General features: G+C 61.4%; 20 protein-coding genes. 13 read left to right on the forward strand and 7 right to left on the reverse strand.

Annotation, left to right across the window (positions count from 1 at the left end):
* Positions 1-24 precede the first annotated feature (24 nt).
* Positions 25-726 (reverse strand): response regulator transcription factor, encoded by a 702-nt coding sequence (locus RA29_RS10400; RefSeq protein ID WP_039685522.1) that lies wholly within the window; start codon positions 724-726, stop codon positions 25-27.
* Entirely contained in the window at positions 723-2,615 is a 1,893-nt protein-coding gene (locus tag RA29_RS10405; protein WP_039685524.1) for a PAS-domain containing protein, read from the reverse strand. The genes RA29_RS10400 and RA29_RS10405 overlap by 4 nt, the downstream gene beginning before the upstream one ends.
* 186 nt (positions 2,616-2,801) lie before the next feature.
* Between RA29_RS10405 and RA29_RS10410 the strand changes: the two genes are divergently transcribed.
* On the forward strand, positions 2,802-4,772 hold the full coding sequence (locus tag RA29_RS10410) for an AMP-binding protein (protein WP_039685526.1): 1,971 nt from the start codon (positions 2,802-2,804) through the stop codon (positions 4,770-4,772).
* A 188-nt stretch (positions 4,773-4,960) separates the two neighbouring features.
* On the opposite strand, the gene RA29_RS23210 is transcribed toward RA29_RS10410, so the two are convergent.
* Complete coding sequence (locus tag RA29_RS23210; RefSeq protein WP_193743511.1) at positions 4,961-5,125, reverse strand: hypothetical protein; 165 nt, start codon at positions 5,123-5,125, stop codon at positions 4,961-4,963.
* Between the two features lie 82 nt (positions 5,126-5,207).
* On the opposite strand from RA29_RS23210, the gene RA29_RS10420 reads away from it, so the two are divergent.
* Genes RA29_RS10420 through RA29_RS10430 form a run of 3 tightly spaced genes read left to right on the forward strand, consistent with a single transcriptional unit; the run spans position 5,208 to position 7,602 of the window.
* On the forward strand, positions 5,208-6,026 hold the full coding sequence (locus RA29_RS10420; protein ID WP_039685529.1) for an ABC transporter ATP-binding protein: 819 nt from the start codon (positions 5,208-5,210) through the stop codon (positions 6,024-6,026).
* Positions 6,019-6,567, forward strand: coding sequence for a hypothetical protein (locus tag RA29_RS10425; protein WP_039685531.1), 549 nt, complete (start codon positions 6,019-6,021; stop codon positions 6,565-6,567). The genes RA29_RS10420 and RA29_RS10425 overlap by 8 nt, the downstream gene beginning before the upstream one ends.
* A 3-nt stretch (positions 6,568-6,570) precedes the next feature.
* Complete coding sequence (locus RA29_RS10430; protein ID WP_039685533.1) at positions 6,571-7,602, forward strand: branched-chain amino acid ABC transporter permease; 1,032 nt, start codon at positions 6,571-6,573, stop codon at positions 7,600-7,602.
* A 60-nt stretch (positions 7,603-7,662) separates the two neighbouring features.
* Here the strand turns inward: RA29_RS10430 and RA29_RS10435 are convergent, their stop codons facing one another.
* The gene (locus tag RA29_RS10435; protein WP_039685535.1) at positions 7,663-7,992 is read right to left on the reverse strand and encodes a hypothetical protein; all 330 of its coding nucleotides are present in this window, start codon (positions 7,990-7,992) and stop codon (positions 7,663-7,665) included.
* Positions 7,993-8,118: 126 nt separating this feature from the next.
* On the opposite strand from RA29_RS10435, the gene RA29_RS10440 reads away from it, so the two are divergent.
* The 9 genes from RA29_RS10440 (at position 8,119) to RA29_RS10480 (ending at position 16,354) form a co-directional block, all read left to right on the forward strand.
* Entirely contained in the window at positions 8,119-9,195 is a 1,077-nt protein-coding gene (locus tag RA29_RS10440; RefSeq protein WP_039685537.1) for a branched-chain amino acid ABC transporter permease, read from the forward strand.
* Between the two features lie 92 nt (positions 9,196-9,287).
* The gene (locus RA29_RS10445; RefSeq protein ID WP_039685539.1) at positions 9,288-10,562 is read left to right on the forward strand and encodes an ABC transporter substrate-binding protein; all 1,275 of its coding nucleotides are present in this window, start codon (positions 9,288-9,290) and stop codon (positions 10,560-10,562) included.
* A gap of 72 nt (positions 10,563-10,634) precedes the next feature.
* A complete protein-coding gene (locus RA29_RS10450; protein WP_039685541.1) occupies positions 10,635-11,459 on the forward strand; it encodes an ABC transporter ATP-binding protein in 825 nt (274 codons plus the stop codon).
* A gap of 12 nt (positions 11,460-11,471) precedes the next feature.
* Positions 11,472-11,852: a cupin domain-containing protein gene (locus RA29_RS21880; RefSeq protein WP_052249586.1), complete on the forward strand. Its 381-nt coding sequence runs from the start codon at positions 11,472-11,474 to the stop codon at positions 11,850-11,852.
* A gap of 1 nt (position 11,853) precedes the next feature.
* Positions 11,854-12,141, forward strand: a complete 288-nt coding sequence (locus RA29_RS10460; protein WP_039685543.1) for a hypothetical protein — start codon at positions 11,854-11,856, stop codon at positions 12,139-12,141.
* A 5-nt stretch (positions 12,142-12,146) separates the two neighbouring features.
* On the forward strand, positions 12,147-13,352 hold the full coding sequence (locus RA29_RS10465) for an AMP-binding protein (RefSeq protein ID WP_039685998.1): 1,206 nt from the start codon (positions 12,147-12,149) through the stop codon (positions 13,350-13,352).
* Between the two features lie 232 nt (positions 13,353-13,584).
* Positions 13,585-15,189, forward strand: a complete 1,605-nt coding sequence (locus RA29_RS10470; RefSeq protein WP_241462587.1) for an iron ABC transporter permease — start codon at positions 13,585-13,587, stop codon at positions 15,187-15,189.
* Between the two features lie 86 nt (positions 15,190-15,275).
* Positions 15,276-15,734, forward strand: a complete 459-nt coding sequence (locus RA29_RS10475; protein WP_039685544.1) for a MarR family winged helix-turn-helix transcriptional regulator — start codon at positions 15,276-15,278, stop codon at positions 15,732-15,734.
* Positions 15,731-16,354 carry an isochorismatase family cysteine hydrolase gene (locus RA29_RS10480; protein WP_039685546.1) on the forward strand — a complete coding sequence of 208 codons (624 nt, stop codon included), beginning with the start codon at positions 15,731-15,733 and terminating at the stop codon, positions 16,352-16,354. Before RA29_RS10475 ends, RA29_RS10480 begins: the two co-directional genes overlap by 4 nt.
* Positions 16,355-16,364: 10 nt before the next feature.
* On the opposite strand, the gene RA29_RS10485 is transcribed toward RA29_RS10480, so the two are convergent.
* From RA29_RS10485 to RA29_RS10495, 3 genes are all read right to left on the reverse strand, one after another.
* Positions 16,365-16,844, reverse strand: coding sequence for a hypothetical protein (locus RA29_RS10485; protein WP_039685548.1), 480 nt, complete (start codon positions 16,842-16,844; stop codon positions 16,365-16,367).
* Between the two features lie 220 nt (positions 16,845-17,064).
* Positions 17,065-17,940: a glutathione-dependent disulfide-bond oxidoreductase gene (gene yghU, locus RA29_RS10490; protein ID WP_039685550.1), complete on the reverse strand. Its 876-nt coding sequence runs from the start codon at positions 17,938-17,940 to the stop codon at positions 17,065-17,067.
* Between the two features lie 91 nt (positions 17,941-18,031).
* Positions 18,032-18,895, reverse strand: a complete 864-nt coding sequence (locus RA29_RS10495; protein ID WP_039685552.1) for a LysR family transcriptional regulator — start codon at positions 18,893-18,895, stop codon at positions 18,032-18,034.
* Positions 18,896-18,972: the final 77 nt, after the last annotated feature.

Here is an 18,972-nt window from a genome sequence, read left to right on the forward strand (position 1 = left end):
GCGATTCTGCCACGGGTTGAAACCTCATGTCCACTGCACATCGCCCAGAAAGATGTAACCGGCGCCATAGATCGTTTTGATCAGGCGAGGGTTTTTCGGGTCTTCGCGCAGTTTTGTCCGCAGGCGGCTGATGCGCACGTCCATGGCCCGGTCAAAGCTGTCGCCTGCGCCGCCGCCCAGCATTTCCTGCATCTGGGCACGGCTGATCAGTCGCTTGGGCGCGTCGAGGAAGAGGCGGAGCACTTCGCCCTCAGCATGGGAGAAGGGGGTTTCGCTGCCTTGGTCGTCGGTCAGCGTGTAGCTGTCGAAGGAGGCGGTCCAGCCGTTGAAATTGGCGATCTGGCCGGTTTGTGTTGTGGCTTTGGGCGTGCGCAGGCGGACGCGGATGCGGGCGACCACCTCGGCCGGATCGAACGGTTTGATGATGTAGTCGTCTGCCCCGAGTTCGAGCCCGGTCACACGGTCCTGCACTTGGGCGCGGCCCGAGATGATGATGACCGCGGCCCCTTGTTCGAGGGCGAGTTTGTGGACGAGTGTCAGCCCGTCGGTGTCTGGCAGGCCGAGGTCGACCAGGCACACGTCGGGCTTGTGGGTTTTGAGTGCTGCTTCGAAGGACGAGGCGCGGGAGAAGGAGAGGGTGCGGAACCCTGCCTCTTCCAGTGCGTCGGCGAGGATGGTGCGGATCGCTGGTTCGTCGTCGAGGATGGTGACAAGGGGCTGGGTCATGCGGCGTCTGCTTGCAGAAGGGCGGCGAGGTCTGAGGCTTCGAACGGTTTGCGCAGGACCGGTGCCGTGCGCGTTGCTGTCTGGAAGGTCGGGTCGCTGGGCAGGAGGGAGGTCATCAGGATCACCGGCAGGCTGCCGTTCAGTTGGGTGGCAAGGTCGATGCCTGTGCGGGTGCCGGAGCCGAGGTTGATGTCGGACAGAACAAGCCCAATGTCGGGAAGGTCGGCGGTAAGAGCAATGGCTTCGTCCACGCCTGCGGCTTCGATGACTGCGTGGCCCATGCCCATCAGGAGGTCGCGGTAGTGTTGGCGGAGATCGGGGTCATCCTCGACCAGCAGCACGAGGGCACCGGCGAGTTGCGGGGCGGGGCGTAGCGGCAGGCGCAGGCGCACCTGCGCGCCGACGTCGCCATTGCCGAGTTTCAGATCGCCGCCCGCGCGTTTGGTCATGTCGTAGACCATGGGCAGGCCCATGCCGGAGCCTTCGGACCCCTTGGTTGTGAAGAACGGGTCGAAGCCGTGTTCGAGCGCGTCGTTGGAAAAGCCGGGGCCGGTGTCGGTGACGACGAATTCGAGCCATGTGTCGTGGACGGGGCGGGCCGTCAGGGTGATTTCCCCGTTCGTTCCGCAGGCGTCGCGGGCGTTGAGGATGAGGTTCAGGAGGCTGTCCTTGACCAATCCGGGGTCGAGCATGTGGGGGCCGGTGACGGTGGTGAAGGTGCTGAGCGTGAGGCCCGGTGGCAGGGTGGATTGCGCCATGGTGGTGACGTCTGCCAGCAGGGTTTCGATGTCTGTGGCGGCGGGGCGCATGGCGCGGCCTGCGGTCATGTCGGCGATGGCATTGAGAAGCTCGCCGCCGCGTCTTGTGGCTGAAAGCGTGCCTTCGATCAGGTCGCTGGCACCTTGGGGGAGGCCTTCCATACGTGATAGTTTGGACTGCAGGCCGAGGATGATGGTCAGCAGGTTTGAGAAGTCGTGCGCCATGCCCGATGTCATCTGGGCGGCCAGCGTGCGGCGGCGGTTTTGTTGTAGGGCGACGCGGGCTTGCGTTTCTTCGGTGATGTCCATGGAGAGGATGTAGACGCCGCCCGAGGTTTCGGGGGTAAAGGCCACACGGATGCGTCTGGCGCTGGCTTCATCGGTGAATTCGAAGACTGACGCCTCGCCCTGATAGGCGCGGGCGAGGTTGGATGCGATGCGTCCATAGGCGAAGGTGCCGAGCGCGTCGGAGATGTGTTCGCCCACGATTTCGGACGGGCGGTTGGGGATGACCGTACTGAGCCGTCTGTTGGAGTAGGTGTAGTGCCCGGTGGCGTCCACATGGGCGATGTGGGCGGGCATCATTTCGGTCGTCAGGCGGGTGCGGGCCTCGGTTTCTGTCAGTTGTCGTTTGGCTTCTTCGAGTGCGGAGACGGTTCCGGCGAGTTGGCGGTTGGTTGAGCTGAGCGCTTCGGTGTGTTGCAGGACCTGATCGCTGAGTTCGGTGGCGCGGGCGCGCAGCAGCGCTTCTTGCGACTTGGTGTGCGAGATGTCGGTGTAGACGGTGACCCAGCCGCCTTGGGGGAGCGGCGAGCCTTCAACACTGATCGTGCGGCCATTGGCGCGGGTGCGTTCCATGTAGTGCGGCTCGAACGCGAGGGCCTGGTCGATGCGTTCCTGCACGAAGCTGTCTAGATCGTCGATGGGGCCGTATTCGCCGCGCTTGGCGAGGTGAGTGATCGTCTCGCGAAAGGTCGAACCGGGGGTGACCAGCGCGTCGGGCAGGTCGAACATCTGTTGGAAGGGTGCGTTGCATACGGCAAGGCGCAGGTCCTGATCATAGATCGTGAGCGCTTGCGCGATCAGGTTGAGGCCGGAGGCCGTCAGGGATGCGGTGTGATCTTGTGCCATGATCTATGGCTAGCACTGGATTTGCGGCGCGCACAACGGCTGCTGGTGGGCTGTTACAATTCGTAAGGATTGGGAAAACATCAGGAAAAAGTTGACGCGCAGCGTGAACCGGACATCCTTAGACGTGTAAGAATCGTCAAAGCGATCATGTGCGCCCCGGGGAGGGGGCGCTCGGGAGGAACATTCGTGGTCAAGTCGCCTGAAGGCGCGAACGGACTGGTGTCCGTTCCTGCGCTGTTACATCGAAATGCCAAGGAATTCGGATCGGCCCCGGCCTATCGCGAGAAGGAATTCGGCATCTGGCAAAGCTGGACGTGGGCCGAGACGCTGGAAGAGGTCGAGGCGCTGGCGCTTGGGCTGATCGACCTTGGGGTGCAGCCCAGTGACCATATCGCTGTGATCGGGCGCAACCGGCCCTACCTTTACTGGTCGATGATGGCGGCGCAGATGGCGGGGGCGATCCCCGTGCCGCTGTATCAGGACGCGGCGGCGGAGGAGATGGCCTATACCCTTGATCATTCGGGCGCGCGCTTTGTCATTGCGGGTGATCAGGAGCAGGTCGACAAGGTCATCGAAGTGCAGGGGCAACTGCCCGGTTTTGAGCAGATGATCTACCTCGATCCGCGGGGGTTGCGGAAATACGATCATTCGAAGCTGCATCAGTATAGCCATGTGCAGGATGCGGGACGGGCCAAGCGGGACGAGTTGGCGCCGGAGATGGCGAAGCGGATTGCGGCGCTGGATTACGACAGCACATGTGTGATGCTGTATACTTCGGGGACCACGGGCAAGCCGAAGGGCGTGGTGCTGAGCAACCGCAATGTGATCGAGACGTCGAAGTCGTCGTCGGAGTTCGATGGATTGCGCCAGAGCGATGACATTCTGGCCTATCTGCCGATGGCTTGGGTAGGGGATTTCATCTTTTCCGTGGGGCAGGCGCTGTGGTCGGGGTTCTGCACGAATTGCCCGGAAAGTGCGGACACGATGCATGTGGACCTGCGTGAAATCGGACCGACCTATTACTTTGCACCACCGCGCGTGTTTGAGGGGCAACTGACCAACGTGATGATCCGCATGGAGGATGCGGGCGCGTTCAAGCAGAAGATGTTCCATTACTTCATGGATCACGCGCGGAAGGTTGGCCCCGCCATTCTGGATGGCAAATCTGTAGGGCTTGTGGATCGGCTGAAGTACTCGCTGGGCGAGTTGATGGTTTATGGGCCGCTGAAAAACACGCTTGGGTTTTCGAGGGTGCGCGTCGGCTATACCGCGGGTGAGGCGATTGGGCCGGAGATTTTTGATTTCTATCGGTCTTTGGGCATCAATCTGAAGCAGCTTTACGGTCAGACCGAGGCGACCGTGTTCATCACAGCGCAGCCCGATGGTGAGGTGCGCAGCGATACTGTTGGGGTGAAATGTCCCGGTGTGGAGTTGAAGATCGAGCCCAATGGCGAGGTGTTCTACCGCTCGCCGGGTGTGTTCGTGGAGTATTACAAGAACGCGGAAAGCACGGCCGACACCAAGGATGCCGAGGGCTGGGTCGCGACGGGCGATGCCGGGTTCATCGAGGAAGATACCGGGCATCTGCGGATCATCGACCGGGCCAAGGATGTGGGGCAGATGGCGTCAGGTGCGCTCTTTGCGCCGAAATATGTCGAGAACAAGCTGAAGTTTTTCCCGAACATTCTGGAGGCTGTGGTCTTTGGCAATGGGCGGGATGAATGCACGGCGTTCATCAACATTGATCTGACCGCCGTGGGCAATTGGGCGGAGCGGAACAACATTGCCTATGCGTCCTATCAGGAACTGGCGGGGCATCCGCAGGTTTTAGCGACCATCACGGACCACGTGGAAGAGGTGAACCGGTCGGTGGCTGAGGACGAGATGCTGTCGGGCTGCCAGGTGCATCGCTTTGTCGTGCTGCACAAGGAACTGGATGCCGACGATGGCGAGTTGACCCGTACCCGCAAGGTGCGCCGCCGGATCATCGAGGAGAAGTACGCAGACATCATCACTGCGCTCTATGATGGATCGTCCGAGGTATCGACGGTGACCGAGGTGACCTACGAGGACGGGCGCAAGGGGTCGATTTCGGCGACGTTGGAGATCCGGTCGGCTGTGACGTCCGCCGTGGCGCAGAAGATGGCGGCGGAATGAGGATGTCGGTGCGACGCTCGGCTGCGCCATCGCCCCGCCCGCCATCCCGTATGGCGCGTCATGTTTGGCGCGGGGGACTTGTGGCGGACCGGCCCTCCGGGGGGGATTTTTTTGAAACAGGGAATGGGGACCGTCGTGGAAAGCCTCCGGCGGAGGGTTTCAGGTTCGAATGGGCGGAGCCGCCGACCCTAGTCCTTGAACACATGTCGCACCGCGCAGGTCAGGCGGTTGTCGCCGGTGAAATAGCCGATGTTGCGCCGCATGATCTTGCGGGTGTCCGTGGCGTTCAGCCCCTTTCGGCGGCAATCAAATGCGAGTTTCAGCAGGTAGCGGCGTTCAAGTGCATCAAACATTGTGAGCCCTCCGAGGCGATGTCTGAGCTTGCGCATAAAATGGTTAACATCCCGCTGACCGCGCGGGCGATGGAGGCAGTTCATGCTTGATCAGGCCGAAGGATACGTCACTGCCGATGGCCGCAAGATTGGTGGCGTGGTGATGGAGATGAAGAACATCACCCTGCGCTTTGGCGGGGTCGAGGCGATCAAGGACATCTCGTTCGACATTCGCGAGGGGGAGATTCGCGCGATCATCGGGCCGAACGGCGCTGGTAAGTCATCCATGCTGAACGTCATTTCGGGCTTCTACATCCCGCAGGAGGGGCAGGTGTATTACAAAGGCGCGCCGCGGCCGCCGATGAAGCCCTTTGAGGTGGCGCGGCAGGGGATTGCGCGGACGTTCCAAAACATTGCGCTCTTCGAGGGGATGACCGTGCTCGATAACGTCATGACGGGGCGGCTGACCCATATGAAGACTGGTTTGTGGGCGCAGTCGATCTGGCGAGGCAAGGCTGAGGCGGAGGAGACAGCCAACAGGGAAGTGGCTGAAAAGATTATCGATTTCTTGGAGATTCAGGCCATCCGCAAGACACCCGTTGCCCGGCTGCCTTATGGGTTGAAAAAGCGGGTGGAGTTGGCGCGGGCGTTGGCTGCTGAGCCTTCGCTGTTGCTTTTGGATGAGCCGATGGCCGGGATGAACGTGGAGGAGAAAGAGGACATGAGCCGCTTTATCCTCGACGTGAATGATGAGTTTGGGACCACGATTGCGCTGATTGAACACGATATGGGCGTGGTGATGGACCTGTCTGACCGCGTGGTCGTGATGGATTACGGCAAGAAGATCGGGGATGGCTCACCTGACGAGGTGCGCAACAATCAGGATGTGATCGACGCCTATCTTGGGGTGTCGCATGACTAGGCGCTTGGTGTCATTCGCGCTTGTTACGCTGTCCTGGGCCGGGTTGGCGCAGGCGCAGGATCAGGCGCTGTTTGAGGCGGGCCTAGGCGAATGCGCGCGGTACATCGCGGCGCTGCCGACCACTGTTTGGACCTCGCAGGTGGCGCCGCTTGACGTGGATGAGGATGAGGGCGGGATCAAGATGACCGTCGTTTATCCGCAGGGGGCTGGCGGTGGGTTCGACTTTGCCGTCAGCTTTGATCACTCGCGAGGCAACTCGACGACGCCCGGCACATGGACGTGCAGCGGGTCGGGGCCGAAGTCGCCGAAATGGCCGCAGTTCAACACGACAGGGTGGATCGGGGCGGATGCGCGGCTGCGTTCTAACGGGTTGGTGGAGTTGAAGTTTCCGCCGCTGCAGCGGGCCTATGCCAATTGCACCGCGGACGCGCCCGACATTTACCTGCTGTTCAATGCAGGTGACGGGGATCGCGTCGTGTTTGCGGCCACGACGGGACCAGCCGCAGCTGCGTTCTGCAGCTCCATGGGATGGAAGGGGTAAGAGATGTCGGATCAACTGATCTATGCCAGTGAGGTGTTCCTGAACGGTCTGATGGCCGGGGTGCTCTATGCCCTTGTGGCGCTGGGCTTTGTCCTGATCTTCAAGGCGTCGGGCATCTTTAACTTTGCCCAGGGCGTGATGGCGCTGTTTGCGGCGATGACGCTGGTGGGCATCCAGTCGGGGCAGGTGCCCTTTGCCCATCTGATCAACGCGATTTTCGGGACCAAGATCCACCATTTTGGGTGGGAGGTGCATTCGATCATTGCGATCATCCTGACCGTGCTGGTCATGATCCTGCTGGCATGGATGGTACAGCGGTTCATCTTCAAGCATCTCGTGGGGCAAGAGCCGATCATTCTGTTCATGGCGACCATCGGGCTCGCGTACCTGCTGGAAGGTGTGGCTGACCTGATGTGGGGGTCCGAGATCAAGAAGTTGGATGTGTGTCTGGCCGAGGGGGCCTGTCTGCCGCAGGGGATCAACGTGGCCATTGATGAGGCGACGTACAACCTGTTTGGTTACGGGTTCTTTATCGACAATCTGGATATTACGGCGACGATCATCGCGATCCTGCTGGTGACGGCGTTGGTGATCTTTTCGCAATACACCAAGCAGGGGCGTGCGATGCGGGCCGTGGCCGATGACCACCAGGCGGCTTTGTCGGTCGGTGTGTCGCTGAACTACATCTGGATTTTGGTGTGGTCGGTTGCGGGCTTTGTCGCGCTGGTGGCGGGCATCATGTGGGGGGCGAAATCGGGCGTGCAGTTTTCGCTGTCGCTGATCGCCTTGAAGGCGTTGCCGGTGCTGATGCTTGGTGGTTTCACGTCCATCCCTGGTGCCATTGTGGGTGGCCTGATCATTGGTGTGGGCGAGAAGCTGTTCGAGTTCTTCATGTCCTCAGGCGACCTCGCCGGGGCGCTCTTTGGCTTTACCATGAACGCGACCGAGAACTGGTTTGCCTATGTGCTGGCGCTGATCTTCCTCGTGTTCCGCCCGCAGGGCCTGTTTGGGGAGAAGATCATTGAGCGTGTGTGATCTGCGGCCGGGTGACTGCGTGAGGCTTGGCCTCACGACACCCACCCGCCCTTCGCCTTCTTATCCGTCGTCCAGTTGGCGGAACAGCGCGACTGTCAGCGCGGCCAGCACTGTCACCGACAGCGTCATCGCCAGCATGAGGTCGCCTGTCAGCAGCATCGTGGCGCCTGCGCAGAACGTCAGAACGAAGATGCACAGCAGCAGCGTTTGCCCCAGCCGGGACTGTGTCCGGCGCGGCGGTTCGCGTGCTGGTGCTGCGACATATACGTCGTCGGCGTCCGGTATCGCCTCGAACAGCTTGGCCTTTTCCGCTGCCAGATCGACAGCACTCAACTCACCCCGCGCGTGCGCGGCATCGAGACGACGGATGTCGTCCAGAATCGCGGTCATAGATCCCACTCCATTTACCCGTGGCCAGTCTGCCATGGGCGCGGGCGGGAAATGTGGCGAAACGCGGAAAACCGGGATGATGGTAAAAGGCGCGTTCACCATGCGCCGGGCAGGAGGAATGGCATAATGTTCTATCGTGAGGCGGGCGATTTTTCGACCACATATCCGCAGGATAGCCAGACCTTCCCGATCAAGTTCGACCGGTATCGCTACTACGTCGTGCTGGCTGTGGCCGTGTTGGTCATGCCCTTTGTCATGACCGATTATCTGGTCAATTCGATCTTTTTGCCGTTTTTGATCTACGCCATCGCGGCGATCGGGCTGAACATCCTGACGGGCTATTGCGGGCAGGTGAGCCTTGGCACCGGGGGGTTCATGGCTGTGGGGGCCTATGCCTGTTACAAGCTGATGACGGCCTTTCCGGATGTGAACATCTTCTTCCATGTGATCCTCGCCGGTGGGATCACGGCCATGGTGGGCACGCTGTTTGGTTTGCCCAGCTTGCGGATCAAGGGGTTTTATCTGGCTGTGGCGACGCTGGCGGCGCAGTTCTTTCTTGTCTGGCTCTTCAACAAGGTGTCGTGGTTCTACAACTACTCGGCCTCTGGCCAGATCAATGCGCCAGAGCGCACCGTGTTCGGCATCGAAGTGACCGGCCCGAATACCGAGGCCTGGGCGACCTACTTGTTCTGTCTGGTCTTTACTGTCGGGGCAGCCATTTTGGCGCGGAACCTGACGCGCGGGTCCGTGGGCCGGGAGTGGATGGCGATCCGTGACATGGACATCGCGGCCGAGATCATCGGGGTGAACCCGCTGAAGGCCAAGCTGACCGCCTTTGCCGTGTCGTCCTTCTTTGTGGGCATATCGGGTGCGTTGTTCTTTGCCGTCTATTTGGGCGCGGTCGAGGTGGGTGAGGTCTTTGGCATCACCAAGTCATTCCTTGTCCTGTTCATGATCATCATCGGCGGACTCGGGTCGATCTTCGGCTCCTTTGCCGGGGCGGCGTTCCTTGTGGTCCTGCCTGTCGTGTTGAAGATCGTAGGCGTGGACTTGCTGGGTTGGCCGACGGACATTGTTGCGCATTTCCAGCTTGTGATCGTGGGCGGCCTGATCATCATGTTCCTGATCCTTGAACCGCACGGACTGGCGCAGCTGTGGCGCGTGGCCAAGGAGAAACTGAGATTGTGGCCGTTCCCGCATTGACGGGGGCGGTTGCCAAGAATGGTGGGGTGAAACCCCACCCTACGGATGGGCCGGATGGCTCGCATCGGATAACCATTAGGGAGGAATTACCGATGAAATACAAACTAGGCACCTATGCCGTCGCAGCCGTGATGGCGGCCAGCCCGGTGATGGCGGACCTCGTGTTCCCAAGCTTGAGCTACCGGACCGGGCCATATGCTGCGGGGGGTATTCCCTTTGCGGACGGTTATGCCGACTACTTCACCTTGCTGAACGAGCGCGACGGCGGCATCGGTGGCGTGGAAACCCGTGTGCTGGAGTGCGAGACCGGCTACAACACCGAGAAGGGTGTGGAATGCTACGAGGCGACCAAGGGCGAAGGGTCGCTGGTCTATCAACCGCTGTCGACCGGCATCACCTACCAGCTGATCCCCAAGACGACCGCTGACGGCATTCCGATGCACACCATGGGCTATGGCCGGACCTCTGCCGCGAACGGCCAAGTGTTCAGCCACACGTTCAACTACCCTGCCAACTACTGGAACGGGGCGTCGGGTGCCATCAACTACCTGATGAGCCAGGGTGACATCGCGGGCAAGAAGATCGCGTTGGTCTACCACAACTCCGCCTATGGCAAGGAGCCGATCCGCACGCTCGAAGAGCTGTCGGAAAAGCACGGCTTTGAGCTGATGCTGGTGGCCGTGGATCACCCCGGTCAGGAGCAGAAGTCGCAATGGCTGCAAATCCGTCGCGAACGTCCCGACAATGTCATCATGTATGGCTGGGGCGTCATGAACCAGGTGGCGATCCAGGAAGCGGCCAACATCCGCTATCCGATGGAGAACTTCATCGGCATCTGGTGGTCCGGATCTGAGAATGACGTGCTTCCTGCGGGTGACGCAGCGAACGGCTACAAGGCGCTGACATTCCACGGTGTGGGCAGCGACTTCCCCGTCTTTGATGACATCCAGAAATATGTTGTCGATGCGGGCAAGGCCGCGGGTGCTGGCGACCAGATCGGCACGGTGCTTTACAACCGTGGCCTTTATGCTGCGATGCTGGCGGCCGAGGCTGCCAAGACCGCGCAGGAAATCCACAGCACGGCCGAGATCACGCCAGCCATGATGCGCGATGGCATGGAGGCGCTGGAGATCACCGAGGCCAAGATGGCTGAACTTGGTCTGCCGGGCTTTGGTCCGTCCTTCAGCGTGTCGTGCGAAAACCACGGTGGCCCGGGCCTGATTGGCATGACCCAGTGGGATGCGTCGGCGGGCACATGGTCGCTCATCTCTGACTTCGCCGAGACGGATATGGAGGTCATCCAGCCGCTGATCGACGCGGACAGCGCATCTTACGCGAGCGAGAACAACATCGAAGCGGGCTGCTAAGCCCTCACATCCCGGCGGCAGCACCTGTTGCCGCCGGGGAATTACATATTTTTGGAACAATGAAGGTGACCCATGCTGGATGCCGAGGTTCAGACCGAGACCGTTCTTGAGGTCAACAATATCGAGGTGATCTACAACCATGTGATCCTCGTGTTGAAGGGCGTGAGCCTGAAGGTGCCGAAACGTGGCATCACGGCGCTGCTGGGTGGCAATGGCGCGGGCAAGACGACCACTCTCAAGGCGATCTCAGGATTGCTGGCGAGCGAACGCGGTGAAGTGACCAAGGGTTCGATCACCTATCATGGGACCAATACGGCTGAGATGGATCCGGCTGACCTTGTGAAACGCGGCGTCGTGCAGGTGATGGAGGGGCGTCATTGCTTCGAACATCTGACGGTTGAAGAGAATTTGATGACCGGGGCCTATACACGCAGCGATGGCAAGGGTGCGATCGCCGCCGATCTTGAGATGGTCTATGACTATTTCCCACGGCTCAAGGAGCGGCGGAAGTCACAGGCAGGCTATACCTCGGGCGGTGAGCAGCAGATGACGGCGATTGGCCGGGCGTTGATGTCGAAGCCTGAAACCATCCTGCTGGACGAGCCGTCGATGGGACTGGCGCCGCAACTGGTGGAACAGATTTTTGGCATCGTGAAATCGGTGAACGAGAATGAGGGTGTGACTTTCCTTCTGGCCGAGCAGAACACGAACGTCGCCCTGCGCTTTGCCCATTACGGTTATATCCTGGAAAGCGGTCGCGTCGTGATGGACGGCCCTGCCGCCGAGTTGCGCGAGAACCCGGATGTAAAGGAATTCTACCTCGGCATGTCGGACGAAGGGCGCAAGTCCTTCCGCGATGTGCGGTCCTATCGCCGTCGCAAGCGGTGGCTGAGCTAAGGGAGTTTTGGCATGAAACGAATTGTTCTGACCGCAATCGCTCTTTTGATGGCGGGCACCGCTTGGGCGCAGCAGATCGCGCGCGAAGAAATCCGCCGCGCTGCCGTGCCGGGATCGGATACGATGGAGGTGGTTGTGTACCGTTTGACAGTGCCGGTCGGGGCGACAATTCCGCTGCACACCCATCCGGGTGACGAACACACGGTGGTTGTGACGGATGCGCGCGCCGAAGCGCCCAATGGCAACATCGTCGAGTTCGCCGTGGGCACACCGCTCTACTTCCCCGAGGGGCAGGTACATGGCGGTCTGACCAATGTGGGCGACGCGCCGATGGTGGCGATCACCACATTTGTTGTGCGCAAGAATGAACCGCTGACGGTTCTGGCCAACTGATATGGACAAGGTCGCCTGCCGCACCCCCGCCGAAGGGCGCGATGGGGTCACGAACATCCCGGCGTGGAAGTTCGACGCGGTGCGCGGTGCGATCCTCGATACGCTGGCGGACGGGCCGATCAAGGCGATGACGCTGAAGGATGCGGTGGGCGAGCGGCTTGACCCGGAGACGTTGGAAAAGCTGGGCAAGCTCGGCTGGCATGTGGTGACGGTGAAGCTTGAAATGGAAGTGCGGGGCGAGATTGAGCGCCTCGATGTCAAAGGTCCGCAACAGATCAGGGCGGTATGAAAGAGATGTTGGACAAAGTGTATTATGATGATCTGGAAACGCGCTCGTCCGACGCGCGTCATGCGGCGCAGCTTGAGGCGGTGAATGCCAATCTGGCGCGCATAGCTGCCGCAGAAGGCAGCTGTCTGCCCGAGATCGGTAAGCTGAAATACCTCGATGACCTTGCCCACCTGCCGGTCCTGCGCAAATCCGAATTGGCGAAGTGGCAGGCGGAAAAGCCGCCCTTCGGTGGTATTCCGGTGTCAAACATCGCCCATGTCTTCCAGTCCCCCGGTCCGATCTATGAGCCGGGCGGCATCAGCCACGATTGGTGGCGCATGGGGCGCTTCCTGCATGCTGCGGGTTTCGGGCCGGGCGACATCGTGCAGAACTGCTTTGGCTACCATCTGACGCCTGCGGGCATGATCTTTGAAAACGGCGCGTGGGCGGTTGGTGCGACGGTTCTGCCCGCCGGAACGGGGCAAACCGAGTTGCAGGTGCAGGCGGCGCGCGATGTCGGCACCACGGCCTATGCCGGTACGCCTGACTATCTAAAGATCATCCTCGACAAAGCCGCAGAGATGGGTGTGTCCCTCAAGATCACCAAGGCCGCTGTCGGTGGCGGTGCCCTCTTCCCCTCGCTCCGTCGGGAGTACAAGGACCGCGGCATCACCTGTATGCAGTCCTATGCAACGGCGGACCTCGGCAACATCGCCTACGAATCCGCCGCGCTCGAAGGGATGATCGTGGACGAAGGGGTGATCGTCGAAATCGTCACCCCCGGCACCGGCGATCCGGTCGCACCGGGCGAGGTGGGCGAGGTCGTTGTCACATCTCTCAACCCCGACTATCCGTTGATCCGCTTCGCCACGGGCGACATGAGTGCGGTCCTGCCGGGCCACAGCCCCTGCGGCCGTACGAATATGCGGATCAAGGGCTGGATGGGCCGCGCGGACCAGACGACCAAGATCAAGGGCATGTTCGTGCGTCCTGAACAGGTCGCGGCCCTTGTCGCGAAGCATGATGAGATCACCCGTGCCCGCGTCATCGCCACCCGAGAAGGCGAGCAAGACGCGATGACGGTGCAGATCGAAAGCCCCAACGACACTGCAGACGCTTACGCAAAGTCAATTGCGGACACGCTCAAGCTCAAAGGCACGATCGAGCTTCACGCCCCTGGCTCCCTGCCCAAAGACGGCCTCGTGATCGAAGACCAGCGCAGCTACGACTGATCCTTCATCTTGCCGGATAAACTCCGGGGGGAGGCGCAGCCGGGGGGCTGGCCCCCCCCTCCAACGACGGCCGTCTCTCACAGGCCAAGTAAGGCGGAGGTGTCCTCCGCCCATCGAAACACTGGAAACCCGAGCGAAAACGTAAGATAACGCCGAAGGTCCATAAACAGGAACACACGTGGCGCTTACTTCCTTCTTCCAGTCCGACGCCCCGCGCAGTGCGGCACCGCGGGTGCTGCCGGTCCTCGGTTGGCTGGTGGCGCTCATCTGCCTGCTGCCGATGGTGGCGGTGGCGCTCGCCGCCGCGACGGGCGGGACGGACACCGTACAGCACCTGATCAGCACTGTGCTTGGGCGGTACACGGGCAACACGCTGCTGCTGGTATTGTTGGTGTCGGTCGGCACTTTCGCCATCGGCACCGGAGCGGCATGGCTCGTGACGATGACACGGTTTCCCGGCGTACGCCTGTTCGAGATTGCGCTGGTCCTGCCGCTCGCTTTCCCGGCCTACGTGCTGGCCTATGCCTATACCCATATCCTCGACCACCCGGGCATCTTGCAAACGACGCTGCGCAGTGTCATGGGCTGGGGACCACGCGACTATTGGTTCCCGGAGATTCGCAGTCTGGGCGGAGCGGCAGCGATGCTGGTGCTCGTCCTCTACCCCTATGTCTACCTGCTCAGCCGGGCGGCGTTCATCCAGCAAAGCGGCTCGACCTTCATGGCGGCGCGGGCGCTGGGCTCGCGCCCGCTGGCCGCGTTCTTTCGGGTCAGCCTGCCACTTGCGCGTCCAGCTATCGCGGCGGGTGTGCTTCTGGCGGTGATGGAAACCATCGCTGACTTTGGCACAGTGGCCTATTTCGGGGTCCAGACCTTTGCCACCGGCATCTATACCAGCTGGTTCTCAATGGGTGACCGGGCGGGTGCGGCGCAACTGGCGCTCTGCCTGCTCAGCTTTGCGCTTCTGCTCGCCGTGCTGGAGCGGACGCAAAGGGGGCAGGCCAAGTACCATGACCCCAGCCGGGGCCAGCGCCACCATCCACCCCTGACGTTGACAGGGTGGTACGCGACCGGCGCCATCGCGCTTTGCACCGTGCCGGTTTTCTTTGGGGCCATCTTCCCGATCATCGCGCTTTTCAACATGGGGATAGGATCGGAACAGGATCTGCTGAGTACTCGCTACCTCGGTTTCATCCGCAACTCATTGGTGCTCGCCTCGACAGCGGCGGGGCTTACTCTCGTGGCGGCGATCACCGTGGGTTACTACTTGCGCAGCCGCCCCGGACGGTCCTCGACCATCGCGGCCTATATCGCGCGGCTGGGATACGCGGTGCCGGGTGGTGTCATTGCGGTGGGCCTGCTTGTGCCCTTCGCGGCCTTTGACAACGCGCTGGATGCTTGGATGCGCAGCACCTTTGACATCTCGACCGGGCTGCTGATCACGGGCTCCATCTGGCTCCTTGTCTTTGCCTACATGGTCCGCTTTCTTGCTGCGGCGCTCGGTGCCTACGAAGGCGGGCAGGCGCTGGTCCACGCCAACATGGACGCCGCCAGCCGGTCGCTGGGCAAGGGGCCCTTTGCCACCCTGCGCCGTGTCCACTTGCCGATCCTGACGCCGAGCTTGCTGACGGCCCTGCTGATCGTCTTCGTCGACGTGATGAAGGAACTGCCGGCCACGCTGATCATGCGCCCCTTCAACTACGATACGCTTGCTGTGCAGGCGTACCGTCTTGCCTCGGACGAGCGGTTGAACGGTGCGGCGGTGCCCAGCCTTGTGATCGTGGCCGTGGGCCTGCTGCCGGTGATCCTGATCTGTCGCCAAGTCGGAAAGCGCTAAACACCCAATCGGATTTGATGGAGGGCTATCGGCTCCACAGTCTCACTGCATCAAAGCCATATTGACAAGTATAATGTCAACATGACATGTATATTGTCACTATGCAGAACAGTGAACTCTATCAGATCGTCTGGATGTCCCGCCCCTTGATGCAGGCGGCCGAGGCTGCCGTTGAACAGGGGCTGGCGGACACCGACCTGACCGTGCGGATGCGGGCCGTGCTGGAGGTGCTGCACGCCGAGGGCGACATGACCGTGCCCGACATCGCGGCGCGGTTGGACATCAAGCGCCAGTACGTGCAGGTCATGGTGAACGAGACATTGACCTCCGGGCTGACACGGCAGTGCCCCAATCCAAGGCACAAACGGTCGCCGCTTCTGGCCCTGACCGATACAGGGCGCGCCCTGATTGCGCAGGTGATTGAGCGGGAGATGGCGCTGTTGCAGACTATCGGTGCCGATCTGCCCTCGGATGACATATCGACTGCGTTGCGCGTTGTGCGGATGCTGACAGAACGGCTCAGGGAAGAAAGTGCCGGGACATGACACTCGTGGGCTACATCGCGGCAGCGTTCGCGCTGGCCGCAGTTCTTTGGCTGGGCGTTGGCATTCGGCGTATCGGTGCAGTCAGCCAGGGCGATCCCATCGGGAACCGGTCCCGAACGGCAGTGTTGATGATCGACCTGCAAACCGTGTTCTGGGACCATGGCCCCTATGCTGACGACGCCAAGGCACAAGCCGAATCCGCTATCCTGAACGAGGTGGCCAACGCCAAGGCGCAAGGTATGCCGGTCATCGCGATGCGTCAGGAATGGTCGATCCCGTCGACCAAGGCCATCGCCCGTTTGCTGATGAAGGGGCAGGCGGTCGCTGGCACGCCGGGGACTGAACTGGCCGCGCCCTTCGCAAACCTTGCCGAGCATATCCTGGTCAAGCGGGTGCAGGATTCATTCGAAACGGGTGCGCTGGAGCCCCTGCTGGCGGATCTCAATGTCGGACGGCTCCGGCTTGTCGGGCTCGACTTCAACTACTGCGTCCTAAAAACGGCGCTCGCGGCGCGGCAGCGGGGCTATGATGTCGAGGTCATCACACAAGGCACGCTTGCGGCGGCATCAACAGCCAAGTCAGAGGATCGTCTCCGCCATGCAGGTGTCGCGCTGGGGTAAAACGCCCGCGTTACGACAGGCAGTTTGCCAACTGCACCGTCGCCACGCCCGACGCATCGAATGAAGCGGCTTGCCCCTCAGCTCTCAGAACCGCGCCTGCCATTTCCGAGCCATCCACGGTGATCTGCCGCACGCTTGTCGTGTCGTCGATGTCCACGGTAAAGGCCCATGTCGCGCCGGGTTGCACGTCGTCCAGTGACAGCGACAGAAAGGTATCGCCATCCCTGATCTCAGAGGTGCTTGCCGTGCCCGACACCCATTCCAGGGGCTGGAACACTTCGACCCCGGCACCCGCCGCCGTGGTGTCAAAGATCAACCCAGCCGGTGCCGCGCCAAGGTCGATCTGTACATCCAGCCGGTCGAGCGCACAGGCTCCATCATAGCTGAGGGTGAAGCGGTCCTTTGGTGCGCCATCGCGAAAGCTGACCATCAGGTCTGCCACGGCGGCGGAGGGAACAACAACCGAAAGGGCGAGAAGGACAGCGCGCATGGGACAAGTCTCCGATCAACTAAGATGCCTTTGACCTAGCTTGCCTTTCGCCCCCGGCAACCGACCGGGCCCCGTCAGGCACGAGGGTGCCGCGCCACTGGTTAAAATGCGCTACCGCACCGTGCGATGCGGCAGCGCCTTGGTTTCGTTGCTGTTTCACACAGCGATAAAGATCAGATGACCGGACCGAACAGCCTGTCCCCGCGGGGACAAATGCCTCTCACTCCTCCTTGGCCCCGATCTTGTCCTGCGTTTGCGTGTCGAAATCAGACGCATCATGGCGATTGTGAAGCTGCAATTCCGGCTCCCCAAACGCCCGGTTCACCATCCGCCCCCGCAGTGTCGCGGGACGTTCGTCGATCTTCTTAGCCCAGGCCAGCAGGTTGGTATAGCTCTCGACGTCGAGGAACTCCGCCGCGCTGTAAAGCCGACCCAGGCAAAGCTGCCCGTACCAAGGCCAGATCGCCATATCCGCAATGGAGTAGTCATCGCCTGCGATGAAAGGTTTCTCCGCCAGTTCGCGGTCCAGCACATCCAGCTGCCGCTTGCTCTCCATCGCGTAGCGGTTGATGGGGTATTCGTATTTCTCGGGCGCATAGGCATAGAAGTGACCGAACCCGCCGCCCAGGAACGGGGCCGAGCCCATCTGCCACATCAGCCAGTTGAGCGTTTCTGTCCGGGCCGGGCCGGAGGCGGGGAGGAATTTCCCGAACTTCTCGGCCAGGTGGATCAGGATCGACCCACTTTCAAAGACGCGCAGTTCTTTGTTACCGGACCGGTCGATAAGGGCCGGGATCTTGGAGTTGGGGTTGGCACCGACGAAGCCCGAGCCGAACTGGTCGCCTTCTCCAATGTCTACGAGCCAGGCGTCATACTCGGCATCGGTGACGCCCGCGGCCAGCAACTCTTCGAACATCATGGTGACTTTCACGCCATTGGGCGTCGCGAGCGAGTAAAGCTGGAAGGGATGCTTGCCGACGGGCAACGCCTTGTCGTGGGTCGGACCCGCAATAGGGCGGTTGATCGAGGCGAACTTGCCCCCGGATTCTGCGTCCCATGTCCATTTGGCGGGGGGCGTGTAGGTGGGATCGCTCATGTCGGAAGCCTTTCAATTTCAGTCGTTCGCCCAAGGGTATGACACGTACCGGCAGGGGCAAGGGGCGACGTTGTGCCGTGATGCACAGGGGTCAGTCAGGTAACAGTGTTGCGAGCATCGGATGCGGAAAGCTGCGCCGCGTCGTGACCGCATAGAACGTGTCTGTGACCCCGGTGTTGAATGGGGCCGTGACCAGTTGGCCGGACGCGATCTCGTCCGCCAGCACGATGTCCGGCGCAAGGGCGAGGCCCACGCCATCACGGGCAAGCAGGCGCACCATCGCCATGTCGTCCACGTCAGCGATGATGCGCGGTTGCAGGCCAAGCCGCGCGGTAAGCCGGTTGAACCCGGTTCGGATCGCGCTTTCGGTGGGCACGATCACGGGCTCCCTGCTCAATAGGTCGGCAAGCGACGGGTGGTCCATCCGTTCGGGCCGACCGTGTAGACTGACGGCATGCCCGGCAAGCCGGTGCGCGATAAAGTCCGAGCCCGCGGCGCTGGTGGGCGCATCCGTGGTCAGGACGACATCAAGTGCCAGTTCTTCGAGGGACCGCAGCAGGGGTGTGTTCTGGCCGGACTTCAACACGATGTCGACTTCAGGGTGGTCGAGGATGGGCCGCAGGAACTGCATCTGGAAGTTGCGCGAGAGCGTGGATAGCGCGCCAACGCGCAGGGGCGGGGCGTGGGCGGCGCTGCGGTTCAGCGTCTCGATCAACTCCTGCCCGGTGCCAAAGATGCGGTCGGCATGGTCAAGGGCGATGCGCCCCACCTCGGTCAGCTTCAACTGACGCCCGATGCGGTCAAAGAGGGCGTGGCCCAACCGCGCCTCCAAGGCTTTGATTTGGGTGGATAAAGCGGATTGCGACAGGTTCAGCTTTTCGGCAGCACGGGTCAGGTTGCCCTCGTGCGCGACGGCCCGGAAATAGCGGAGGTGGTGGTAATTCAGCGTATCCATACATTCAGAATATAGAACGATTTTTCGCAATAGTTATATTTTTTATCTCCCAAGCCCGCCGCTACATCACGCCTCGG

Source organism: Tateyamaria sp. ANG-S1 (assembly GCF_000814025.1).
Lineage (GTDB): Bacteria > Pseudomonadota > Alphaproteobacteria > Rhodobacterales > Rhodobacteraceae > Tateyamaria.

Excerpts from the sequence above, each read along its gene's own strand:
- RA29_RS10430 (WP_039685533.1), top strand. The coding sequence starts at position 6,571 with ATGTCGGATCAACTGATCTATGCCAGTGAGGTGTTCCTGAACGGTCTG.
- RA29_RS10485 (WP_039685548.1), bottom strand. The coding sequence starts at position 16,844 with ATGCGCGCTGTCCTTCTCGCCCTTTCGGTTGTTGTTCCCTCCGCCGCC.
- RA29_RS23210 (WP_193743511.1), bottom strand. The coding sequence starts at position 5,125 with ATGTTTGATGCACTTGAACGCCGCTACCTGCTGAAACTCGCATTTGAT.
- RA29_RS21880 (WP_052249586.1), top strand. The coding sequence starts at position 11,472 with ATGAAACGAATTGTTCTGACCGCAATCGCTCTTTTGATGGCGGGCACC.
- RA29_RS10465 (WP_039685998.1), top strand. The coding sequence starts at position 12,147 with ATGTTGGACAAAGTGTATTATGATGATCTGGAAACGCGCTCGTCCGAC.
- RA29_RS10405 (WP_039685524.1), bottom strand. The coding sequence starts at position 2,615 with ATGGCACAAGATCACACCGCATCCCTGACGGCCTCCGGCCTCAACCTG.
- RA29_RS10420 (WP_039685529.1), top strand. The coding sequence starts at position 5,208 with ATGCTTGATCAGGCCGAAGGATACGTCACTGCCGATGGCCGCAAGATT.
- RA29_RS10440 (WP_039685537.1), top strand. The coding sequence starts at position 8,119 with ATGTTCTATCGTGAGGCGGGCGATTTTTCGACCACATATCCGCAGGAT.
- RA29_RS10460 (WP_039685543.1), top strand. The coding sequence starts at position 11,854 with ATGGACAAGGTCGCCTGCCGCACCCCCGCCGAAGGGCGCGATGGGGTC.
- RA29_RS10400 (WP_039685522.1), bottom strand. The coding sequence starts at position 726 with ATGACCCAGCCCCTTGTCACCATCCTCGACGACGAACCAGCGATCCGC.
- RA29_RS10450 (WP_039685541.1), top strand. The coding sequence starts at position 10,635 with ATGCTGGATGCCGAGGTTCAGACCGAGACCGTTCTTGAGGTCAACAAT.
- RA29_RS10425 (WP_039685531.1), top strand. The coding sequence starts at position 6,019 with ATGACTAGGCGCTTGGTGTCATTCGCGCTTGTTACGCTGTCCTGGGCC.
- RA29_RS10445 (WP_039685539.1), top strand. The coding sequence starts at position 9,288 with ATGAAATACAAACTAGGCACCTATGCCGTCGCAGCCGTGATGGCGGCC.
- RA29_RS10495 (WP_039685552.1), bottom strand. The coding sequence starts at position 18,895 with ATGGATACGCTGAATTACCACCACCTCCGCTATTTCCGGGCCGTCGCG.
- RA29_RS10435 (WP_039685535.1), bottom strand. The coding sequence starts at position 7,992 with ATGACCGCGATTCTGGACGACATCCGTCGTCTCGATGCCGCGCACGCG.
- RA29_RS10475 (WP_039685544.1), top strand. The coding sequence starts at position 15,276 with ATGTATATTGTCACTATGCAGAACAGTGAACTCTATCAGATCGTCTGG.
- yghU (WP_039685550.1), bottom strand. The coding sequence starts at position 17,940 with ATGAGCGATCCCACCTACACGCCCCCCGCCAAATGGACATGGGACGCA.
- RA29_RS10480 (WP_039685546.1), top strand. The coding sequence starts at position 15,731 with ATGACACTCGTGGGCTACATCGCGGCAGCGTTCGCGCTGGCCGCAGTT.